The sequence below is a fragment of the Synechococcus sp. WH 7805 genome, assembly GCF_000153285.1.
In the GTDB taxonomy this organism is placed as follows: domain Bacteria; phylum Cyanobacteriota; class Cyanobacteriia; order PCC-6307; family Cyanobiaceae; genus Synechococcus_C.
Window position 1 is genome coordinate 1,537,294 of sequence record NZ_CH724168.1, and the last position, 16,454, is coordinate 1,553,747.

At 56.0% G+C, this 16,454-nt stretch carries 16 protein-coding genes; 8 read left to right on the forward strand and 8 right to left on the reverse strand.

Features of this window, described 5'->3' with window-relative positions; genetic code table 11:
• Window positions 1-41 precede the first annotated feature (41 nt).
• Window positions 42-1,802: a dihydroxyacetone kinase family protein gene (locus tag WH7805_RS08075; RefSeq protein WP_006042553.1), complete on the forward strand. Its 1,761-nt coding sequence runs from the start codon at window positions 42-44 to the stop codon at window positions 1,800-1,802.
• A 4-nt stretch (window positions 1,803-1,806) separates the two neighbouring features.
• On the forward strand, window positions 1,807-1,935 hold the full coding sequence (locus tag WH7805_RS15085) for a hypothetical protein (protein WP_255344561.1): 129 nt from the start codon (window positions 1,807-1,809) through the stop codon (window positions 1,933-1,935).
• Between the two features lie 94 nt (window positions 1,936-2,029).
• Here the strand turns inward: WH7805_RS15085 and WH7805_RS14420 are convergent, their stop codons facing one another.
• Complete coding sequence (locus WH7805_RS14420; protein WP_006042554.1) at window positions 2,030-2,245, reverse strand: hypothetical protein; 216 nt, start codon at window positions 2,243-2,245, stop codon at window positions 2,030-2,032.
• Entirely contained in the window at window positions 2,245-2,640 is a 396-nt protein-coding gene (locus WH7805_RS08080; RefSeq protein ID WP_255344572.1) for a recombinase family protein, read from the reverse strand. The genes WH7805_RS14420 and WH7805_RS08080 overlap by 1 nt, the downstream gene beginning before the upstream one ends.
• 1,025 nt (window positions 2,641-3,665) lie before the next feature.
• On the opposite strand from WH7805_RS08080, the gene WH7805_RS13880 reads away from it, so the two are divergent.
• Entirely contained in the window at window positions 3,666-4,340 is a 675-nt protein-coding gene (locus WH7805_RS13880; protein WP_071933694.1) for a sulfotransferase family 2 domain-containing protein, read from the forward strand.
• Between the two features lie 1,588 nt (window positions 4,341-5,928).
• On the opposite strand, the gene WH7805_RS08085 is transcribed toward WH7805_RS13880, so the two are convergent.
• Window positions 5,929-7,224 carry a glycosyltransferase gene (locus WH7805_RS08085; protein WP_156783652.1) on the reverse strand — a complete coding sequence of 432 codons (1,296 nt, stop codon included), beginning with the start codon at window positions 7,222-7,224 and terminating at the stop codon, window positions 5,929-5,931.
• Window positions 7,225-7,239: 15 nt separating this feature from the next.
• Here WH7805_RS08085 and WH7805_RS08090 point away from each other — a divergent pair, with 15 nt between their 5' ends.
• Window positions 7,240-7,917, forward strand: coding sequence for an EF-hand domain-containing protein (locus WH7805_RS08090; protein WP_006042558.1), 678 nt, complete (start codon window positions 7,240-7,242; stop codon window positions 7,915-7,917).
• On the opposite strand, the gene WH7805_RS08095 is transcribed toward WH7805_RS08090, so the two are convergent.
• A complete protein-coding gene (locus tag WH7805_RS08095) occupies window positions 7,914-9,107 on the reverse strand; it encodes an ABC transporter substrate-binding protein (RefSeq protein ID WP_156783653.1) in 1,194 nt (397 codons plus the stop codon). The genes WH7805_RS08090 and WH7805_RS08095 overlap by 4 nt on opposite strands.
• 446 nt (window positions 9,108-9,553) lie before the next feature.
• Here WH7805_RS08095 and WH7805_RS08100 point away from each other — a divergent pair, with 446 nt between their 5' ends.
• Window positions 9,554-10,735: a Coq4 family protein gene (locus WH7805_RS08100; RefSeq protein WP_006042561.1), complete on the forward strand. Its 1,182-nt coding sequence runs from the start codon at window positions 9,554-9,556 to the stop codon at window positions 10,733-10,735.
• Here WH7805_RS08100 and WH7805_RS08105 read toward each other — a convergent pair.
• On the reverse strand, window positions 10,675-11,790 hold the full coding sequence (locus WH7805_RS08105; RefSeq protein WP_232198983.1) for a DUF819 family protein: 1,116 nt from the start codon (window positions 11,788-11,790) through the stop codon (window positions 10,675-10,677). The genes WH7805_RS08100 and WH7805_RS08105 overlap by 61 nt on opposite strands.
• Before the next feature lie 68 nt (window positions 11,791-11,858).
• Here WH7805_RS08105 and WH7805_RS08110 point away from each other — a divergent pair, with 68 nt between their 5' ends.
• Entirely contained in the window at window positions 11,859-13,073 is a 1,215-nt protein-coding gene (locus tag WH7805_RS08110) for an MFS transporter (protein WP_232198984.1), read from the forward strand.
• A gap of 1 nt (window position 13,074) precedes the next feature.
• On the opposite strand, the gene WH7805_RS08115 is transcribed toward WH7805_RS08110, so the two are convergent.
• Window positions 13,075-13,647, reverse strand: a complete 573-nt coding sequence (locus tag WH7805_RS08115; RefSeq protein ID WP_232198985.1) for a deaminase — start codon at window positions 13,645-13,647, stop codon at window positions 13,075-13,077.
• Here WH7805_RS08115 and WH7805_RS15090 point away from each other — a divergent pair.
• Window positions 13,639-13,770: a hypothetical protein gene (locus WH7805_RS15090; RefSeq protein ID WP_255344562.1), complete on the forward strand. Its 132-nt coding sequence runs from the start codon at window positions 13,639-13,641 to the stop codon at window positions 13,768-13,770. The two genes, WH7805_RS08115 and WH7805_RS15090, sit on opposite strands and share 9 nt — an antisense overlap.
• 12 nt (window positions 13,771-13,782) lie before the next feature.
• Here the strand turns inward: WH7805_RS15090 and WH7805_RS08120 are convergent, their stop codons facing one another.
• Both WH7805_RS08120 and WH7805_RS08125 read right to left on the reverse strand, forming a co-directional pair.
• Window positions 13,783-14,496 carry a hypothetical protein gene (locus tag WH7805_RS08120; RefSeq protein WP_006042567.1) on the reverse strand — a complete coding sequence of 238 codons (714 nt, stop codon included), beginning with the start codon at window positions 14,494-14,496 and terminating at the stop codon, window positions 13,783-13,785.
• 60 nt (window positions 14,497-14,556) lie between these two features.
• Complete coding sequence (locus WH7805_RS08125; RefSeq protein WP_006042568.1) at window positions 14,557-14,784, reverse strand: DUF2811 domain-containing protein; 228 nt, start codon at window positions 14,782-14,784, stop codon at window positions 14,557-14,559.
• A gap of 448 nt (window positions 14,785-15,232) precedes the next feature.
• Here WH7805_RS08125 and WH7805_RS08130 point away from each other — a divergent pair, with 448 nt between their 5' ends.
• Window positions 15,233-16,351, forward strand: a complete 1,119-nt coding sequence (locus tag WH7805_RS08130) for an efflux RND transporter periplasmic adaptor subunit (protein ID WP_038005275.1) — start codon at window positions 15,233-15,235, stop codon at window positions 16,349-16,351.
• Window positions 16,352-16,454 lie beyond the last annotated feature (103 nt).

Consider the following 16,454-nt stretch of genomic DNA (forward strand, 5'->3'; position numbering starts at 1 on the left):
AACGTGCTGACCAGGATGCTCAACTCTGCATAGAGTTGGACATGAGCTATCTACCAACAGACCCGGCTCGGTTCGCAGAGCAAGCCGTCGATGGTTTCGCCGCCTCCCATCCCCGACATGTAAAGCGTGTTGACGGTGGCGTGATCCGCCTCAGCCCCATGGGCCCGGGCCAGGTCGGCGTGGTCGTGGGCGGAGGCTCAGGCCACTATCCAGCCTTTGCTGGCTTGGTTGGGGCTGGGATGGCCAGCGCAGCCGTCTGCGGCAACATCTTTGCTTCACCCTCGGCAGGGCAGGTGCAGCGGGTTGGCGCCGCCGTGGAGCAGGGCGGCGGCCTGTTGCTGACCTTCGGCAATTACGCCGGCGATGTCCTCCATTTCAGTCTCGGAGCCGAGCGACTGCGACGCCAGGGCATCGACGTACGGATCGTGACGGTGACCGATGACATTGCCAGCGCCGGCAGCGATCAAATGGAACAGCGTCGAGGCATCGCCGGAGGGTTAGCCGTCTACAAGGTGGCTGGTGCGGCCGCCGAGGCCGGGTTGTCCCTGGATGCGGTGGAGCATCTGGCCCGAAAAGCCAATGCCCGCACCCGCTCGCTGGGCGTGGCCTTTAGCGGTTGCACACTTCCAGGAGCGAGTACTCCGCTCTTCACCGTGCCAAGTGGCCGGATGGCAATCGGCATGGGACTGCACGGGGAACCGGGGCTGAGCGAGGGATCGCTCTGTGATGCCGACAGCCTTGCCTCGCTGCTGGTGGAGCGGCTCCTGGACGAACGCCCATTGGACGTAACGGCAGCGGAACAGCGTGTTGTAGTGCTGCTCAATGGCCTCGGGGGCTTCAAATATGAGGAACTGTTCGTACTGTTCGCATCGATCAGCGACAGCCTCAAGCAGGCCGGCGTCACGGTGGCCGATTGCGAATGCGGTGAGCTAGTCACCAGCCTCGACATGGCAGGAGTCTCACTCAGCCTGTTCTGGCTGGATGCGGAGCTGGAACCGTTCTGGAGGGCCCCAGCCGACAGCCCCGCTTACCGACGTGGGTTGGATGCCCAGATCGCAACGTCCCTTCCGGGCGCCGGCACGAGCACAGTCGGCAGACAGCCTTCCGCAAAAGCTCCACAAGCCGAGTCCAGCGCCGCCGAATCAGCCGAATTAACCGCGCCGCAGCGGATGTTGTTGGCGCGCTTCAGAGCGGTTGAAGAGGCCCTCTGTCAACGGGAGGAGGAACTCGGTGCACTGGATGCCGTCGCCGGAGATGGTGACCACGGCCTCGGCATGGTGCGCGGGATCCGGGGAGCCTCCGCAGCAGCCCATGCCGCCCTTGCCAAGAACTGCGAAACCGGTGAAGTGTTGATGGAAGCCGGCGAAGCTTGGTCGGACCATGGCGGCGGGGCGTCCGGCGCCCTCTGGGGTGGTGCACTGCTGGCGGCCGGTCAGAGCCTGGCGCGGATCTCGGATCGTCCCGTAGACGAGCAGGTGACAACAGCGATCGAAGCGGCACTGCTGGCAGTCCGCACCCTTGGGCAGGCCTCCTTGGGGGACAAAACCATGCTTGATGCTCTCGAACCATTTCACCAACGTCTGCACAACAACCTCAAACAGGGTCTTGGCCTGGAAGCAGCACTGAACGATGCAGCAGCTGTCTCCCTCAAGGCCGCCCAGGCAACCGCTGATCTTTTGCCCAAGCGAGGACGAGCCCGGCCCCACGGTGAGCGCAGCCTGGGGCATCCAGATGCTGGTGCCATATCGCTGGCCTACTGCCTACAGGCCGCCCTTCAAGCCCGCCAACCCCAAGAGGACTGACACCATGACCACTCACACACACCCATCCAGGCAACGGCCTCTGCAGACACTGCCCGTTCTGTTGGGCCTAATGCTCCAAGCCGCGACAGCGACTGCAACGCTGGCCAAACCAACCCTGGCGCTGCAGACCTGACTTATCGCCTTGTGCCTGGCCACCACTGGAAACGCGGCGATAGGAATAAGCCAGCGCCATGGAGAGGCTTGCCCGACACAGACAAGCTAGTCGCCTATGCCGCAGAGCACCGCATCACCTCGGCGACCAGAACGCCGTAGGGGTCGAGCAGATCATCAGGATCTGGCCAGAGGCCGTCGGCCTTGAACATCCAGGGCTTCAGCGCAGGGTCCTTGCGGCCATGCACCTCCCACCAGGCCAACAAAGACTTGCTGAGTTCAGGCGCTATCGCATTGAGGTCGCAATACTCAGCGTCTCTACGTTGCCCCATCAGGCAGCAACCCAAGCCTGATCACTGACCAGAAACTTTCCCGATAAGCCGAAGCGCTGAAGTATCCGACCGATCTGTGGCGGAGCGAGAGGACGACGTCCTGTACTGCTGAACTTGCCGACAACTGCGCGCGCATCAGCCATGGCCCCGTAACTCAAACCAGCACGCACCATTGGCTCAAGGACTCCACACAAACCGTCAGTCTCAGCAATGGCCTTCTGCTTAAGCTCCGAAGCCTTCTCAGCAGCACCTTCCCGGAACCCCCAAAGACAAACTCCTCTGGCCTTTGCAGCCGCCAAGACTTCCTTAGTGCGCTCGGTGAGCCAACGTGTTTCAAACTCAGCAACATTGGCCATCATCGTGAGCACCATCCAACCAGCACTGGTGGTGGCAATAACTTAAAATAAGTCAATAAGCATTGAACAACTCGCAAGGTCATTGCCGAGTTGGAAGCCCGCAATAGCTTCGAGAGCTTCATCAACAGTTGGTGCCTACATGGCCTCCGTCAAGAAGATGATTATCGCTTCCGCGCCCTAAAGGAACTTGAGCACCAAAGCGCTGCAAGAAATCGAACAGGGTGAAGCATTACTCCTAGAGAACGCTCGCTTGAAGCAGGAGAAACCTTTTGAGCGAAAACTCTACATCGTCTAGCACTAAGAACCCTGGATCTCGCCAACAAGCAACGCAAGCTATACGACTGATTACAGGAGAGTAATTTCTTGATTTTGCAGAAGTCGATCTGAGCGAGATTTACTCAAATTTTATAAGAGTTCAAACGCAAAGATCTGAACAGAGCAACCACAATCTCAAACCACAACACAGTGCTCAGAACAATCTGGAAATAACTTCAATCCTTGGATCCCTCCGGCGTGAAGTTAATTGCCTGGGCACTGGGATAGAGAGCAGCGACTTTCAGGCCCGATGAACTGAATCGACATACGCAAGATTGAGCCCTTGATCAGAAAACTAGGCCTTAATGAGCAGTGAAGACCGCAAACAAGACACAACGGAAAGATCTGGTCAATTGAATCAATCGACGTCGGCCAGCAATCACCATCATTGATCGGGCATGAAGTGGTATACCCTCGTCATGTCAGACGGTCGCCCATCTGAATCTGTCGGTCACGGTTGACACCCAACTCAATCTGGGTGTCGCCTTAATATGATCCAAACCCGAAATCAAATTTTCAGGGTGTTTCTTATCACCATTCGACAAAATCCAAGACTTAGCATTTAGCTTGCGCTTGATTCTGGGATTGAGGTTAAACCTTTTGGCGTAGGGCTCCGGCAGGAGCTGTGCGACCTATTTTCTGTTTTTGGATTCCCCCGCCTGCGCCCTACAGCTACAGATCGAACTCTAATATTCCCACCTGACCAGAGGCTGTAATGATAAAATTATATTTAGCTAAAGTCATGAATTTTGGTTATCAACGACAAATATAAATTTATTTTTGTACACGTCCCAAAGGTTGCCGGATCAAGCCTTACTCATGTTCTTAGGAGTCTTCCGGGAGATAATCGTTTCCTTTTGGCGAAGACTAAGCATGAAACCCTTCAAGAGTTTTGCTCCATGCATGAGTGTCGCTTTTCGGGAAAAAGTAAAGAGCTGTCTAAAGAAATCAGTAGCTATTTTAGGTTTGGATTCGTTCGAAATCCATGGTCTCGCATGTATTCACTTTATCGATACCTTGATGAATCACGCCCCAGGAAGGAAATTGATACAATTAAAAGCTTCAAAAATTTTCTTGTTCTCAGCGAAGCAGGGGAAACATGGATTAACAAGCTGCATTCCATGCGCTCTCAATTAGATTTCTTTGTTGATGGGAACAACACGATCAATGTTGATTTTTTAGGGCATTATGAATTTCTAAAAGAAGACTTTAATTGCGTCTCTAAACTCTTGCTGTTACCGGAGCATTTATCGCTTCCCAGAAAGAATTCTTCATCTTCTTCAACAGCTAACTACATTGATTTCTATGACGACGAAATGATCTCTATCGTTCAGAGAAGGTTTGCATGTGAAATAGATTTATTTGGGTATAAATTTAATTCGCCTTTTCCTGCCAATCGCTTTAGCAGAGCCGTGGCACCTTGAAGCTCCGGCATGACATTTTCTTTGGCTTTCGACTTGGACTGCATTTGCCCATCTTTAAATGTTCGAGACCTGCCCACACATACTTGTCGCAAGAGCTCGTCGCTGTCATACCTGCAGACCAAGAATATCGGAACTAAAGCAATACTGAGGTGAGAAAATATTTGCTTGCTGTAGGAAGGCAAGTTGGTCCTATGTGCCCGAATAATTGCCGACTAAGAACCGCCGACATAAAAAAGGAACCCCAGCATAAGTGATCTAAAGATCAGCAACTCCTCAAGTTCCATAATTTTCTCAGGGTGCGGGGAGAGGAAGAGAAGAGTTAGGAGGGGTCGCCTTTGCGTCTTCAAATCATCGACCAATTTCTGGATTTGTTTTTTCCCCTAATCTTTTGATGTGAAGGAACAGCAGGAATCCTATGGGTCTCCTCTAATTCATCCGCCTCCAGTTCTCCACAGCATCAGCCCTCGAGTGAGTGATCTCTTGCTTGTTCCTATCCCCTTTACTGATTTCCAGTACGCAGACGATCACCTCTGTCTTGGAACCACTCCACTCTGATTCGTGGGGGGCTCTTCTTCCCAAAGACAAAAGAACCGCATGGGGTTCAAGCAGACGTAGACATCCATCCAGTTCCTCTGGTTCTAGTTGTTCACTTTGGAGAATTGAAGGTCCTGGTATTGCGAGACTAATAGGTCTGTTCGTGCTCCTCCTTTAAAGAGTTCCATCACCTTCTTCAACAGTCGGTCCCATTGCTTCCTGGTGAGGTATCGGACCTAGTGCTTCTAAAAGGAGGTATTCGGAGTAGAGAATCGTGAACGTCGGACTTCTTCAGTCCCATTTCACGGACCACATTGAGGGTGTTGAGCATCCCGTTAGTCCATTCGTCGGGTCAGTCCTTCGCCAGCTGTTTCCCCCCTGCTTATTCATCGCTACTCAGGAGTGAGCCTTCGACAAGTTTTAATCCGACAAGTAAGGCATGAGCTTAAAAAAGAATCTGGCTTGTATCAGTTAGCGAAAAACATGGAGGTTTTTGGATGTCTTTGGCGGTTTTTATCAGATCTTCTCCAATTGGAATGCACGGAAACGAGCAATCTGTTGGAGACCAGCAGCAGCTTCTGGGGAGAAAGATAGGCCGCAGGAACTTGCCACGCTTTTTCCGTACACCTGCTTTGCCTGTCCCTGTCATCATTTGATTGAACTTAGTCTTGCCAGCAAACAAGAAGACAAAGCCACGCTCATGATCCAATCATACGAAGGGCATGCAGCTCTTCAAAAGCAGTCCCCTAGGAATCCGTCGGGAACAGGCCGGTTGGAGTGGAGCTGAATCAGCGTCACCTGACCCACGCGATACCGAGATGCTGCTGCCAGGACAAGAACTGCATCCGTTTGGGAGCCTCTTGACGCCCATGTTGAAGAAACTAAGACACCCTCGACAGTGTCGTGCGCCTTCAGCACAGGGTCTTGTGGGCATAACTCACGGAGCCTCTAGACCATCTCAGAGACCTCTCTCTCGAGTTCTATAACTTTCTCCAGAGGCTGAAATATGGCATCAATCAGAACAATTTGAATTCTGCAAACCCTATGGGGTGAATTATCTGTGTGGCGTCTTGAAGTCGCGCAGAACCGTGCCGATCGCATCCACGGCTCCACTGGCCCCTCCAGCCTCTGCAGCCTCCTGGGCTAGTGCAGCCGCTGCAAGGCTGAATGATGGGTCATCGAGAACCTGGCGGACAGCCGCACGGATGGATGCCGGCTCAGGATTGGCCGTCGCCAGATCGATCGAAGCGCCGGTTCGCAGCAGACGCGCACAAACCTCAGGTTTGTCCTCACTCTCACCAGCCGTGACCATCGGGATCCCATGGGACAGCACGGCCTGCACACCCTGAAACCCGCCGTTACTCACCACCAGCGATGTTTTCGGCAGCAAGGCGGCATAGGGGATGTAGCTGGCCGCCCTGGCATTCGCAGGCAAGGGGCCCAGCGATTCGAGGCCACCATCAAGCCGCCCCGTGCAAGCCACGACCAGCACAGGCTCATCAGCCAGTGCGTCCAATGTGGGGCGCAGCAATTGGGCGGGATCATTGCTGATCGTGCCCTGCGTGACATGCACAACCGTGGCGTGGTCAAGGTCAGTCCACCACGCTGGAGGCGTGAATGCTTCATCGCTGTTCTCCAGCAAGGGGCCAGCGAACAGGACCTGCGGCGGACAGTCGGGCCTGGGGTACTCGAAGCTCCGCACCGTTCCGCTCAGCACGAGATGAGGCGACACAACATCAAACAGCCAAGGACGGACCGGAGGCAAAGACAATGCCTGCCGAGCCTGATCGGCGCGCTTGCGAAGCGATCGAAACAACACCGATCGCGTGATCCGCTGCAACAGGCGATTGCGAATCCGACCCGACCAAGAATCATCCGGAGGCAGCGCAAGCCCGAACGGCGCCAAGGCACGACTGGGCAAGGTCAGCACCGTGCAGCACAATTGAACCCAAGGTCGACCGGTCTTTTCCGCCCACCAGGCACCGGCCATCAAAAAGCTGTCGCACACCAGCAGTTCAGCGGGACTCTCCTCATGGAGGCGGAGCAAATCCTTGCAATACCCTTCGCATGGCCCGATGAAAAACGTGGCGAGATCGAAGCGCAACTTGTTCAGGCCATGCAGGCAGTCACGATCAGCCTGCAGGTGATCAGGCACCAGCTCGGGGCGTGAGTAATCAAAGCCCTCCTGAAAAGCGCAGTAGTCCGCACCGGTTCCCTCGACACGCTCCCGGAAGGCAGCGCCTGTCAGCCAGCGCACACGATGACCACGCCTGACGAGCTCTCTGGCAATCGGCAGCATGGGCTTCACGTGACCGAAAACCGGGACTGATAACAGCAGAATCTCAGCCACAACTGCTTGATCCAAATGCTGTCAATCCTGGCTCAGCGATTGATGCAGCGCCTGGCTGGACGAGCGCTGCCGGCCTTAATTCCAGTTGCCCTGCATGCCGTGGTCACCCCTAAAGAACATCGCAAACAGTTTTTCGTGGCGAACGAGCGGCTGGGCTCTTTCCGCCAAAACCTGAAACAACGAACCAAAAGCACTTTCTCAAGCGTTGGATTGGAACAGCCAAGAACAGAAAGAAACTACCAAATTCAACATCTTTTTAGTCAGCTCGACCGCAATCGTGATGGCAATCTCAGCCTTGAAGAACTGCGTCATGCACTGGCAATAGACGAGGCAAGCAATGGTACCCAACCACGACGGACATCAGCCCTGAATGATCAATTAGAGGCAACGATAGCTTCGATGGATCTCAATGCTGATGGACGAATCGACCACAATGAATTCAATCTGCTCATCCAACGACGTCAACGACTGCGACAGGAAGAGGAGCGCTTACTGCTCTACTTAATGCCAGTAGATACCAATGGCAACGATCGTCTCGACCACGGCGAACTCGACCGACTCCTGACGAGCATCGACCAGTCACCACTCACGTCAAAAGAACAAGCATTTGTTTTTTATGGGCGACAAGCAAAGCATAAGCTGGCAGGATTTTGTCGATCGCCTTCTATTGAGCTCAATCGTGGAAGAGCCTAAAACGTTGAGCGATTGCTCGCAGAGCCTGGACCTGCGAGCGCTTCATTGCGAAGCTGCTGGACCAAACCGTTGCGCTTGAGCTGGCTAATCGAAAGGTTGATGCGCTTCACCGTTTCAGGATTAAGCTTGGGGGACAAGGCAAATCCCTGAAGTTCTGGGCGAATGCCAGACATCGACAAAACAGGGATGATTCCGGAAGAACCCCCATGCGACTGGAGATAACGAAGTTGCAACTCATCTGCCAGCACCGCATTCACGCGACCCTCTTTGAGAGCAAACAAGGAATCACGAATGGAATCAATCGGAACACGTGCAGACTGGGACTGACGCGAAGAATCAGCCAACTGCATTCCAAGCTCTTTCAATAATTCCTCGCTGACAGTTCCAGACTTATAACCAACGCGCATCGCCGATAATTCATCAAAAGAGTTCAAACGACGACTCGCCAAACCTTGCGCTTCCTGAACCAATTCAACAGTGAGAAATCCCACCAAAACCGCACTAGAAATATTCCGAACAACATAAGCCGCCATCAATACAGCGCGACCTCTCGTCGTATCAACAATCTCCGCATCACCCTCACCAGTAAGAATAATCGTAAAGACTTTGACAAAGCGATGCAAGGGACTCTTCCCCCGAGGCTCAACCAAACTCGAGTAATCCTCAACCCACCAAACCAGTGCACTCATCACAAACAACAAAAGTGTCAAAAGAGCGACCATTCGCACCAACGAAGGACTGAGCATCGCCGCAAGAAAAGCTCGACTCAAACTGAAAGGATCATTGGCAACCATGACAGCCTGACCATCCTCCTGGAAAGGCAAACTAAATTGATATTTACGAAGCCGACCAGGACTTAAATTGATACATTCAACAGCGACATCAAGTTCATTCAAGCGTGTCGCATCCAACATCGACTGAATAGAAGACATCGGCAACAGCCTGTAATGCAGATTTTCGCGTTGCGCAACTTGCGTCCAAAGCTCAACAGCCAGTCCCTTCCAAACACCAGCTTCGCGATAACTACAAGGCTGGCTCCCATCAACCACGCCAACCCTTAAAATACGAGGCTTTGCCAATGCAACGGCTGGAGTGCAAAAACCCCAACCAATCAACAGCAGATTAGCAATCAAGAAAAGACGCTTACAGCGCTGATTCCTTCGCAGCAAACCAGTTACTTTCCCATTCATCATCATTCCTGAAGAATTCTAAGCTGCCAAACATTCATGAGCGCAGTTCTTCGCTAAAACCTCACAATCCGCGTGATCGCCTCATCAACGGGCATCACAGCGATGCACTTCCTCAGCAGTGTGAGCCCCCGTCACCATCCAAACAATGGCGAAGCAAGATCGTGGATGTCGATACCCTTCCTTCGGGATCTCAAAACTCAGCGAGGACTATCGATTGTGGGATCGACGTGCTGCGAGGGTTCGGGCCAGCCGCCGTCCTCGGTGAACATCTACAGCTTCAGAACAGGGTCCATGCGGCCATGAACCTCCCACCAGACAGCATCGTGCGATTGGGTTCAGGCGCGATCACACGGAGAGACGCCCTCCCTACCCCTGCACGCCGATGCATTGAAGCCATCCGCTTTTCGTTCATAAGCTTGTTTGCCTGCATTGATCAAGCCTTCTCCATGCCCGCCAACAGCAAGAGTCTGCTGAAACGGTTAGCTGTTGACCTGGCAAAACTCTGCAGCAATCCCGACGATCTTGATCACGCTTTTGATCTGCTGAATGCCAGCTACGGGACCGACGTGGCCCAGGCCGCTCGCAATCGCCTCAAAGAGGATCCCTCCATCCAACCGCTGATCGCCGAGCAGTACTGGGGTGAATGGCCATCACTGAGCGATCTGCGGTCGATGCCGGCCGGCTCTCTGGGACATGTGTATGGAACCTTCATGGCATCACAAGGGCTGAACCAATTGCCCAACCCCCAATTGGGTGACTCCGTTTCTTGCGAAGACACCTATCTGCAACACCGCATTCGCCACACCCACGACATCTGGCATGTGATTGCCGGGCTGCCGATCACCATGGCTGGCGAAGCTGCTGCCAACGGCCTGACCACAGAACAACTGCGCTGGCCGGGGAGCGCCCTGCTCATCAGTGCGGATTTGATCCACCGCGTGAGCGAATCTGAGGCAAGCCAAACCAAGGGGAGCGATCGAACGGTCGACCTCGGCGTCGCTGTTGCCTACGGCCTCAGCCTCGGAGCCAGGGCAAAACCACTCCTTGCTCAACGCTGGGAAGAGGGTTGGGAACGACCGCTGAGTGATTGGCGAGACGCCCTCGGAATAAGCGACCTCATCGCCCAGAGCCCCTTCCCTCCTCTCGCCGGTGACCGATCACCGCTGCCTTCGGCAACCATCGTGGGCAGCTGGTCGTTGGAGAGCCTCACCATCCGTGATGCGGGAGGCGCAGAGGCCGTTCCCATCTGGGGTGAGCAACCTCTGGGCCAACTGACATACACCGCCGATGGGCGCATGAGTGCGGTGCTGTGCAAAGCCGGACGATCAACAAGGTCCCCCAGTGCCGGGGCCGCTGACGTTGCCGAACAAGCAGATCTCTTTCGTCATTCCTATGGCTACGCAGGGCGCTACAGCCTCACGGCTGCAGGCGTTGTCCATCACGTGGAGGTTGCTGCTGATCCGAACTGGATCGGCACAGACCAGCACCGCATCACCCACCTCGAGAATGATCAATTGACCATCACCACAACAGCCATTCCCAGCGTTGTTTCTCCAGATCCGGTGTCCTACGAGGCGATCTGGAGAAAACTTCCATCCGCCCAGGCCGCCATTGCTACCCCGAGGTAGGTCCCCAGTCCATATCCCAGAAGGCCAAGGGCCACGCCTGCCACCGCAAGATCATTCCGATGGATGGCCGTGGCCAAAGCGAGGGCAGTACTGGGGCCCCCGATCGCAGCCTGGGAAGCCACAAGCATGTCTGCAAGCGGAACGCGCCAGCGCGCTAACACCAGCACGAGGACACCATGCATGCCGACCACAATGGCGGCGTAAAGAAGAATCCAGACGCCCTCCGTCAACACCCCAGCGAGTGGCGTCCCCAAGCCCACCACAGCGAAAAACGGTTGGATCAGAAACTGACCGAATTCGCTGCAAGCACGCCGCGACTCCGCGCCTGGACCCTGGGCCAGCACGACAGCAACCGTGGTGAGCACAAGGATGGAGGGGGCCGCAAACCCAATGCCAGCCAGACCCTTGCTGAACAGATCACTCAGCCCGAGGGCGACCAGACCCCAGAGCAGTGCCGCTGGCCAGACCCACCCTGCAGGCTGCGCCTGGGAGGCTGACGGAGAGAGCGCCAACGACGGCGGCCGACCGACCGATCGCTTCAGACGATCACTGCGGCCGAACCCAACGCTCAACGCGAACCAGAGCGTGAACACAATCTGATCAGCAGCTGTCGCCAAGGCCAGCAACGCATCCGGCGGATTCAAAATCCGCCCCACCGCCACAAGGTTGAGGCTGCCACCGGAAAACGTGGCGGTGTAAAGGCCCATGAGCACGGAGCGCTGATCGCCGAGGGGTTGCGCCAGTGCAACGGCACCCACCACCACGCCCACCACGGTGGCCAGCACAACAACGCCAAAGAGGAGCAACAGCGGCCGGGCCCGCAGCAACAAAGTTTTCAGCCTGATCGCGAGCAGCAGCTCAGCGATCGCCAGCGACGTCAGTGGACCGCTGATCCAACCCGAAACCCGCGCGTCCGGCTGCCAGCCGAGGCCATTGCGGACCGCCACACCGAGCAGGAGCACCAGCATGGTGACGCCCAGCCTCTGACCCCAAATCCATCGGCGCGACAACCACCAACCCAGGGCCGTCAGCCCGGCGATTCCCAAAAAAGACAACAGCCTGGTTGGGCAACAGACAGGCTCATCATGATGAAACGGTGGCCACAACCAACGCAGCAAACGCGATGCGACCGATTTGGATGCAATGGGTGGTCGTGCAGGCCTTCTTCTGCATGAACCTGGTGTGCGTGGTTGGGTACGCGATTGCCGCTGGCGATTTGGCGGTACACCTCGACCTCTCCCAAGGACAGTTGGGACTGATCGGTGGTGCTTACTTTGTTGCCTATTCCCTCTCCCAATTCGCCCTTGGCCTGCTGCTCACCTGCGTCCCCTTGCGGCCACTGATCGCCTGCACCGCTGTCGTGGCAGCGATCGGAGCCTGGGGAATGGTCACGGCCGAATCGTTCCTGTCCTTGCTGTGGGCTCGGGTGCTCCTGGGCATTGGCTTTGGCATGGCCTTCGTGGGCGTGGTGCATGTGATCGGAAGGATCGCTCCCAAGCGCTTCCCACTGATGCTCAACATCAGCCAGAGCGCAGCCAATGGCGCTGGTGCCTTGGTGGGGTTGTTGGCCTTTGTACCGGTGGTGCACACGCCATCACGCCTGTTCAGCCTGTGCGCTGTGATCCTGCTGATCCTGGCTGGGCTGATGCTTCTCCTGCTTGGAGACCTGGGGAATGGGATGGACCCCGCTCCAGCTCCATCACAAGCGCTGGGATGGCGCACGATCGCATCAGGGTTACGGGAGTGTCTCGGCAGCCTGCCGTTCTGGGTTGGAACCCTTTATTTCCTTGGCCTGTTCTCGTGCTTCCTGGCCCTTGAGGATCTCTGGAACATCCGCTTTCAGATCAATGTGTTTGCCCACAAGGCCAATCTTGCGGCCACGATCAATGCCATGACGGTGCTGGGCCTGGGCCTGGGTGGAGTGATCAGTGGTGTCTGGGCTGAGCGCACAGGTCTGCAGCGGCCAGCCCGATGGTTCTCCATTCTGGCGCTGCTGATGATGATGCTTCTGATCAGTGTGCGGCTCAGCGAGGGAGTCGCCTTTGTGGTGCTGTTCTTGCTGGGCTTTGGCCTGGGAGCAGCACCGCTCGGACTTGCGTTTGTGCGTCAGCAGCTCTCCGAGCGCGCTGCGTTGGTGGCATCTCCGCTGCTGCTCACCATTGTCTTCATGGGGGCTGGGGCCTTGATGGCAGGAGTGGGCGGAGAGCTGACGGATGACACCGTTCTCTCCTTCCGCTTCTACCAAGAAGCAATGACAGCCTTCATCATTCCCGTGGCGATTGCAGTGGGTCTTGGTTGTCTGATCCGCTCACCTTCTCAGTCAGCAACGACGCCCTAATTCATCCAAGGGGGATGAATGCAGGATCGTCAACTTGGCCCTGGCCCTTGCGTTGCTGGTACAGATCAGAGAGTTGTTGGTAGGTGCCCCTTAAAGCCGAGGCGCGCTGTTCGAAGGCGGCACGCTCACTTGGAGCGCAGTTCTCAATCAGATCGCAGATGCCATAGCCCGTCCAGTAGTCATTCTCGCGGGCATAGCCACCCGGCTCGTGCTTGAACACTTGCTTCAAGATCTTGAGATCATGGCCAATCTTGAAGGAATCTCGCGAGTCTTCATGACTAAAAAAGTAATAGAAGTTGTCGAAACCAGCCCAGGTAATCGCCGACGAGCAGAGCGTGCAAGGCTCATGGGTTGCCAGGAACAACACATCGCCGGGGGCGACATGTTGCTGCTTTGGCATTGAATAATAGTGATTAATTGTTTGCACTTCGGCGTGAAACAAAGGATTCAATGTCTCCTGATTGGTGTCAGCAATGATCGTGGATAGATCATGCTTATTCAGCATTGCAGCGCCAAAGAGTTTGTTGCCTTTAATAACCTCCTTTGCTGTGAGGGGCACAATTTCATGCTCCATCACCTCGAGCAGGCGATGGATCAACTGGGGATTCGGCGTGGCGTTCTGCCCAGGGCGTTGATCGGATGCCATAACGGTGGATCGCTGCAGTCCCAGCGCAATCGAACTCAAGCGTGCCAATGAAACGGGCCGCTGTCAGTCCACCCACTGCAGCGCGGCCACCAGCATCGCTGACGGCTTGAGAGCTCCGTTCTCTTCCTGAGCGAGGTCGAGGCAGTTGTTCACGATCAAGAAAGCATCGCCTCCCGCTGGCCCGAGTGCATAGGCCGCAGGAATCCAAACACCAGCGGAATTGGCCGCCGCCAAAAGGATCCTGCTCACGCTGGGCACGGCTGTGGGCTGCAAATAAACAAGCGCAGGAACGGAGCCATCACTGGAAACGCTGCGATAAAAACTTCGCTCCAAGCCTTTGATGGGCTCCAATGTGTTGAGAAAAGAGGCCGAACCATAGGCGGAGCACTTGGGGCCTGAATCGGCGCAATCCGCCACTTGGCCATCCGTGCGCACAGCGATTTCAGAACGCTTCCACACCGGGGGCAAGCGGGTGGGCGACCCGCTCATGCGGCGCTGCACCTCCTTGGGACTGAGGCGATGGAGAGCCTGACTTTCCGCCTGATCAATCAGGATCGTGAGGGTCTGTTGAGCTTTCAGAAAAGCCTGGGGATCCTTGGTGGGATCCGGCACTTGGAACCGACCCTTGCCATCGCGAAAAGCCGGCATCAAGTCGGCGATTCCCTGTTTGCTCGCCAACTGGCGCTCCAGATCACTGGGGCCCAAGGCCGCTGCTGGCAGGCCCGGCACAACCGCAATCCAAAGAACGGCCAGCAACGCAATCAGGCGGTGAGCCATGGGGCCTTGAAGCGAGATAGCGCATTGTGCCCCGATCACGGCTTCGGCGCTTGACCTCAGTCAGCAGGAGGGCTCAACCCGATGGGAACTGGTGTCGCGGCGGAACAAGCCACCGAGGTAGTGGCGCACCACGGCACGGTCCTTACAACCTTGCTGAAACAGGAAGCCAGCAATGGCGGCCTGAACCAAACGGTACTGATCCCACTGGGGGTGCTCCTCGATGAACACCCCCATGGCGTGATGCAAATCCTCAGGCATTTGGTTTTCCACACTCACGTGGACAGGCATCGCATCAGGGGTCTCGCGCAACTCAGGCTTTCGCTGTCAACCCATCCATCACGCCATGGCAACCGCGGCGATGTCAAAAAAACGGAACAACTTCGACTTAGCCCCTTACTGATTCAGCAAAGCCTGTGCACCACAGGGTTATCAGGGATAAAATGTGTCTTGCGTTACAACACCTAGAGGTCGTCCAGCCCGTCGTCAAGGGGAAAAAAGCTTTTCCCCGTCAGGCAGGCCTAGGCCTCATCTGGCGGAGGATTCGCACGAACAGGCCTGTGGAAAAGCTGTGAAGAACGTTGTTGTCAGCGTGGATACAACGTCTGTTCACAGCTGCTGATCAATCACGAATCACTGACGAGCAAGTCCCATCAACCAACGCTTGCCAAAGCACAAACACAACAACCGACGGCCCAAGAAAAAACCAGTAGGTTCCGAGCAGCAGGGACATCACACTGTGCGGCGAACACTGGCGCTGACCCTCACCACTGCAACGTTGCTGGCTGCCTGTGGAGCGCCCAAGCCAGAGGCAGGAAAGATCCTGACGGTCAAGACGGCCCGTATCGCCGAAGCCAACTTCCAGCCGAGCATTGAAGCAATCAGCATGCTGGAATCCACCACCACAGTGTCGCTAAGACCTGAAACCGATGGTCGTGTCGTGAAGGTGCTGGCCAAAGCCGGTGAACGGGTAGAGGCCGGGCAGCCGATCCTCGAGCTCGACAATGTGCAACAGAGTGCAGCTCTGAACGCTGCCCGGGCCCAAGCGCGCACCGACAAGCTCAACGCCGAGCGCTACGAGTTTCTCTTCAAGAACGGGGCCTCTTCCGCCAAAGAGCGTGATCAGTACGTCACCCAGGCGATCTCCTCCCGCGACAAGGTCCTGGCCGATGCCGCCACCCTTGGCTACAAGTTTGTGCGCTCACCGATCGATGGCGTGGTGGGCGACCTCGACTCAGTAAAGCTGGGCGATTACGTAAAGGCCGGCCAAGCGATCACGGGCATCGTGGACAACTCCACCCTCTGGACCCTGATGCAGATCCCCGCCACGAGAGCGGGCGAAGTCAAAATCGGCCAGACCGTGAACGTGACCTCCCAGACCAATCCTCCGGTCAAAGGGGAAGGGGAAGTGTCCTTTATTTCCCCCTATTTCGGCGTCAGCGGCTCCAACAGCTCCCCCAACGCACTGATGGTGAAGGCCACCTTCCCCAATCTCACCGGCCAACTGAAGACCGGTCAGTTCGTGAAGAGTCAGATCGTCGTAGGGGAAAAGCAGGCCCTAGCCGTGCCTGTGCAGGCGGTGTTCATGCAGGCTCAGCAACCTTTCGTTTACGTCACGGTTCCCTTGAGCCAGGCCCTGCCGAAGATCAAGGCCTCAGCCTCCGTTCCAGACAAGCAGAAGAAAAAGCTGGAGAAACTCCCCCCCACCACTCCGATCGTGGTGCAGAAACCGGTGCAACTGGGTGAGTTGCAGAACAATCTCTATCCCCTGAAGTCAGGACTGAAGAAGGGTGACACCGTCGTGGTGAGCAACACAGCCCTGCTGAGCAACGGCATTCCTGTGAAGACCGCGAACTGAACGATCCATGGCCTTCTCCGACAAGTTCATCAAGCGGCCTGTTCTCACCACGGTCTGCAGCATTCTGATCGTGCTGATGGGCGTGATCGCGATCCCCACCCTG

Coding starts and splice junctions, on each gene's coding strand:
- WH7805_RS14420 (WP_006042554.1), bottom strand. CDS start 2,245: ATGGGGCAACGTAGAGACGCTGAGTATTGCGACCTCAATGCGATAGCG.
- WH7805_RS08120 (WP_006042567.1), bottom strand. CDS start 14,496: ATGGCTCACCGCCTGATTGCGTTGCTGGCCGTTCTTTGGATTGCGGTT.
- WH7805_RS15085 (WP_255344561.1), top strand. CDS start 1,807: ATGACCACTCACACACACCCATCCAGGCAACGGCCTCTGCAGACACTG.
- WH7805_RS08095 (WP_156783653.1), bottom strand. CDS start 9,107: ATGAATGGGAAAGTAACTGGTTTGCTGCGAAGGAATCAGCGCTGTAAG.
- WH7805_RS08075 (WP_006042553.1), top strand. CDS start 42: ATGAGCTATCTACCAACAGACCCGGCTCGGTTCGCAGAGCAAGCCGTC.
- WH7805_RS08115 (WP_232198985.1), bottom strand. CDS start 13,647: ATGGAGCATGAAATTGTGCCCCTCACAGCAAAGGAGGTTATTAAAGGC.
- WH7805_RS08090 (WP_006042558.1), top strand. CDS start 7,240: ATGCTGTCAATCCTGGCTCAGCGATTGATGCAGCGCCTGGCTGGACGA.
- WH7805_RS15090 (WP_255344562.1), top strand. CDS start 13,639: ATGCTCCATCACCTCGAGCAGGCGATGGATCAACTGGGGATTCGGCGT.
- WH7805_RS08110 (WP_232198984.1), top strand. CDS start 11,859: ATGCGACCGATTTGGATGCAATGGGTGGTCGTGCAGGCCTTCTTCTGC.
- WH7805_RS08100 (WP_006042561.1), top strand. CDS start 9,554: ATGCCCGCCAACAGCAAGAGTCTGCTGAAACGGTTAGCTGTTGACCTG.
- WH7805_RS08125 (WP_006042568.1), bottom strand. CDS start 14,784: ATGCCTGTCCACGTGAGTGTGGAAAACCAAATGCCTGAGGATTTGCAT.